Genomic DNA, 4,652 nt, shown 5'->3' with positions numbered 1-4,652 from the left:
TTGTCGGGCGCGGGCTCGTACGCAGGGTCGGGCGTGGCGGCCGACGGGCGTACGGGCGTGGGTACGGGCCCAGGCCCTGGCGCCGACGCCTGCGCCGGTACCCGCGCCGGGCCGGGCGCCGGGCGCCAGGCCGTCGCGAACGCCCCGCCCAGCACGGCCAGCACCATGCCCACGAGGAAGCCCCCCAGGTTGGCCATCGGGCAGGAGACCAGCCCCAGCACGACGGCCGCCACGCCGCAGACCGGCGCGCGCCGGGGCCGCAGCAGGAGGAGGACGGCGCAGCCGACGAGGGCGCAGGCGATGAGGATGGCGGAGGTGCCGCCGATGCCTTGCAGGCCGAGCAGTTCGGGGCGGCGCAGCGGGAAGTAGGCCAGTTCGACGCCGGCCGCCGTCATCAGCGCGGCGGCGGTCAGCGGGCGCTCACGCAGGCGGCGCAGGTGGAAGAAGGGGCCGGGGCTCACAGACACGAGTGATCACCCGGGCTGATGGACATGCTGGCGCCCTTGAGGCCGAAGGTGCCCGCGGTGAGCGACCAGGCCCGCAGCCGCATCCGGTCGATGTCCAGGGTGCGGGCCTGCTGCCCGTACGTGCCGTTCGCGCCGCGCACCCCTTGGACGGCGTCCAGCGTCCCGGCGTCCCGGCCCATCTGCACCCGGCCGAACCGCAGGTCGCCGTCCAGCCGCTTGAGGTCGATGACCAGGTCCTCGGCCTCGACGGGGTGCTCCTCGCCGGACCGGATGGTCAGCGTCACGCTGCCGAACGGGGTGTGCGCCACCGACGACTGGCACAGGTGGGAGATGCGGGCGCTGCCGATGCCCGCCACCGCCACGGGGCGGCGCTTCCCGGCGGCGTCCGAGGCGAAGGACGCGAACTGCACGGCGTCCTTCCCGGCCAGGTGGTCGGCGGCGACCTGGAAGGTGCTGCCCGACACGGCGAAGGTGACGGGGACCGCCGAGGCGGTCGTCGCCCAGACGCTGCCCGCCGCCAGCGCCAGCGCCAAGGGCCCGGCGAGGGCCAGCCGCCGCCAGTCCGTACGGGCCCGCCGCGCCCCGCCCGGCGCGCCGCCCCCGCCCCCGCCCGCCGCTCCGTCCCCGGCCGCGCCGCCGGGCTCCTGAGAGGTCATGTATTCCTCCACCGTCGTTATGGCCATGGCAGTGGCCATAACCCCCATGCGGCGCCGTAGGACACGTGGGCGCGGAGTTTCGGCGCTTTCTCCAGCCGATCGGGCCCATAAACCCCGACAGGGCCGCCGGATCGTCGGGTGTTCCTACAACTGGCGCAGGGTGCAATCGGACGATCGTATTGCGTGTGAAGTAGGCAAGTACCCTGGTGGCATGCGATTCCTCAACCCGCGGACCGGCGCCGTGGAGAGCAGTTCTTCCGTGCCGTACGACCTGACGTACGACGACGTGTTCATGGTGCCGCGCCATTCCGCGGTCGGTTCCCGGCAGGGCGTGGATCTCTCCGCGCCGGACGGGACCGGAACGACCATTCCGCTCGTAGTCGCCAATATGACCGCCATCGCGGGCCGCCGGATGGCCGAGACGGTCGCCCGCCGCGGCGGGCTCGTGGTGATTCCGCAGGACATCCCGATCGACGTCGTCACCGAGGTCATCGGCTGGGTCAAGACGCGCCACCACGTGCTGGACACCCCGATCGTGCTGTCGCCCGCCCAGACCGTCGCCGACGCGCTGGCCCTGCTCTCGAAGCGGGCGCACGGCGCGGGCGTCGTCGTGGACGGCGACCGCAAGCCGGTCGGCGTGGTCACCGAGACCGACCTGACCGGCGTGGACCGCTTCACCCAGGTCTCCGAGGTCATGTCCCGGGAGCTGCTGCTCCTCGACGCGGACATAGACCCGCGCGAGGCGTTCAACCGGCTCGACGCCGGGCACCGCAAGCTCGCCCCCGCCGTCGACGCGGACGGCCGGCTCGCCGGCATCCTCACCCGCAAGGGCGCGCTGCGCGCGACGCTCTACACCCCGGCCCTCGACGCGGACGGCAAGCTGCGCGTCGCCGCCGCCGTGGGCATCAACGGCGACGTGGCGGGCAAGGCCAAGGCGCTGCTCGCGGCCGGTGCGGACACCATCGTGGTGGACACCGCGCACGGCCACCAGGACTCGATGATCAGCGCGATCAGGGCGGTGCGGGCGCTCGACCCGCAGGTGCCGATCGTCGCGGGCAACATCGTCGCCGCCGAGGGCGTGCGCGACCTCATCGAGGCGGGCGCGGACATCATCAAGGTGGGCGTGGGCCCCGGCGCCATGTGCACCACGCGGATGATGACGGGCGTGGGCCGCCCGCAGTTCTCCGCCGTGCTGGAGTGCGCCGCCGAGGCGCGCAAGTACGGCAAGCACGTCTGGGCGGACGGCGGCGTGCGGCACCCGCGCGACGTCGCCATGGCGCTGGCCGCCGGCGCCTCGAACGTCATGATCGGCTCCTGGTTCGCCGGTACGTACGAGTCCCCGGGCGACCTCCAGCAGGCCGCCGACGGCCGGCTGTACAAGGAGAGCTTCGGCATGGCCTCCGCGCGCGCCGTGCGCAACCGCACCAGCGAGGAGTCCGCGTACGACCGGGCCCGCAAGAGCCTCTTCGAGGAGGGCATCTCCACCTCGCGGATGTTCCTGGACCCGGCCCGGCCCGGCGTCGAGGACCTGATCGACTCGATCATCGCGGGCGTGCGCAGCTCCTGCACGTACGCGGGAGCGGACTCCCTGGCCGAGTTCCAGGAGCGGGCCGTCGTCGGCGTCCAGAGCGCCGCGGGCTACGCCGAGGGCCAGCCGCTGCACGCCAGCTGGAGCTGACCCCAGGAACGCTCCGTACGGGCCCGTCCGCCGCCACCTCCGCGATGGCCGGGCCCGTAGCCGTATAAACCATGCGCCCCGCCGGGAATTCGCCCGCACCCGAATCCCTTTCCGGCCTCCGGACCCCGTGCTGTGCTGGCCCGCATGAGCGAACAACGACGCATGAGCGAACAAAGACGCCTCAGCGGACACCGACGCGCGGGAAGCGCGGGCGCGGGACCAGGGACGATCACCCCGGACGGCTGCGCCGTCGAGATGTACGCCCGGATGGCGCCTGACGGCGAGCAGCACATCATCGCGGGCGCGGTACGCGAGGGGGCCCGGAGCGTACTGGAACTGGGCGCGGGCGCGGGCCGGGTGACGCACGCCCTGCTGGAGCTCGGCTTCGAGGTCGTCGCGGTCGACGAGTCGGCCGAGATGCTGGCGGAGATCCGCGGCGCGCGCACCGTGCGCTCCACGATCGAGGGGCTCGACCTCGGCGAGCGCTTCGACGCGGTGCTCCTCGCCTCCTACCTCGTCAACACGGCCGAGCCCGAGGTCCGCGCCGAGCTGCTGCGCACCTGCCGCCGCCATGTGCGGGACGACGGCTGTGTGCTGATCCAGCGCGAGGGCGCGGGCTGGAACGACCCCGCGAACGTGCCCCGCGAGCACCGGCGCGGCCCGTTGCGGATCAAGGTCGCCGCCGCCGAGCCGCTCGGGCCGGGCGTGACGTCCGTCCGCATGGAGTACGAGTTCGAGGGGCGCGGCTGGAGCCAGACGCACACCTCGCACGAACTGGACGAAGCGGCCGTCGAGGAGGCCCTCGCCGAGGCCGGGCTGCGGGGCGACGCCTACCTCACCGACGACCGGACCTGGCTGCGGGCGGTACCGCAATGTGCCGGTTCATGACGTGAGGAGCAACGTTTCCCCATTCGACCGCCCCCTGCGCAACGATCGTGCGCCGATGCGCAAGAATGATGCATTACGGGCGTACGCACCCAGCTCGTAGGGTCGTGCGCTGTACGTGGAGTGGCGGGGACCGCCTGCTCGGCGGTCCCTCGGCTACGGGTTGTACGCGCCTTCCGCGCGCCTTCCGCCCGGGCCCGCCGCCGGTCGCCGCCCGACCGGCAGCGATGAAGGAGCCACCCCAGTGTTGGAGCACGGCGCAGCGCCCCCGGCCGCGGACCCCGGGCGGCCCCCGCGGCAGCCCGCCGGCCCCCTCCGCCGCGTCATGCGGCGCAAGCCCGTCGAACTGCTGGTCGCCGAGAGCGGGCAGGGCGAAGGCGGCTCGCTGCGGCGCTCCCTGGGCATGTGGCAGCTGACGATGATCAGCATCGGCGCGACGCTGGGCACCGGCATCTTCGTCGTGCTCGGCGAGGCGGTGCCCAAGGCCGGGCCCGCCGTGATGATCTCCTTCGTCCTCGCCGGGATCACCGCGCTGTTCTCCGCCCTCTCCTACGCCGAACTGGCGGGCACCATCCCCGTCTCCGGCTCCTCCTACTCGTACACCTACGCGACCCTCGGCGAGCTCGTCGCCTGGGTCTGCGGCTGGTGTCTGATCCTGGAGTACGGGGTCTCCGTCGCGGCCGTCGCCGTCGGCTGGGGCCAGTACCTCAACGAACTCCTCGACGGCACCCTCGGCGTCACCATCCCCACCGCGCTCGCGAACCCGCCCGGCGACGGCGGCGTCTTCAACCTGCCCGCGCTGCTCGTGGTGGCGCTGTGCATGGCCTTCCTGCTCGGCGGCGCCCGCGAGAGCGCCCGCGCCAACGCCATCATGGTCGGCGTGAAGATCGTGGCGCTGCTGCTCTTCTGCGCCGTCGCCTTCACCGGCATCCGGGCCGGCAACTACGCGCCGTTCCTGCCGCTCGG

At 73.3% G+C, this 4,652-nt stretch carries 5 protein-coding genes; 3 read left to right on the top strand and 2 right to left on the bottom strand.

Annotation, left to right across the window (positions count from 1 at the left end):
• On the bottom strand, positions 1 to 467 hold a 467-nt coding region (locus ACFU99_RS23010), incomplete at its 3' end, for a DUF6114 domain-containing protein (protein ID WP_384394868.1).
• Positions 458 to 1,123 carry a DUF6230 family protein gene (locus ACFU99_RS23005; protein ID WP_384394866.1) on the bottom strand — a complete coding sequence of 222 codons (666 nt, stop codon included), beginning with the start codon at positions 1,121 to 1,123 and terminating at the stop codon, positions 458 to 460. The genes ACFU99_RS23005 and ACFU99_RS23010, both read right to left, overlap by 10 nt.
• 211 nt (positions 1,124 to 1,334) lie before the next feature.
• Here ACFU99_RS23005 and ACFU99_RS23000 point away from each other — a divergent pair, with 211 nt between their 5' ends.
• From ACFU99_RS23000 to ACFU99_RS22990, 3 genes are all read left to right on the top strand, one after another.
• Entirely contained in the window at positions 1,335 to 2,801 is a 1,467-nt protein-coding gene (locus tag ACFU99_RS23000; protein ID WP_384394864.1) for a GuaB1 family IMP dehydrogenase-related protein, read from the top strand.
• A 162-nt stretch (positions 2,802 to 2,963) separates the two neighbouring features.
• Entirely contained in the window at positions 2,964 to 3,689 is a 726-nt protein-coding gene (locus ACFU99_RS22995; RefSeq protein WP_384394862.1) for a class I SAM-dependent methyltransferase, read from the top strand.
• Between the two features lie 241 nt (positions 3,690 to 3,930).
• Positions 3,931 to 4,652 (top strand): amino acid permease (locus ACFU99_RS22990; protein WP_384394870.1); only part of this gene is annotated, 722 nt, incomplete at its 3' end.

It is taken from the genome of Streptomyces sp. NPDC057654 (assembly GCF_042800135.1).
Classification (GTDB): domain Bacteria; phylum Actinomycetota; class Actinomycetes; order Streptomycetales; family Streptomycetaceae; genus Streptomyces.
The sequence above is the reverse complement of the archived record's forward strand: the minus strand, read 5'-3'. Positions and strand labels throughout refer to the sequence as shown.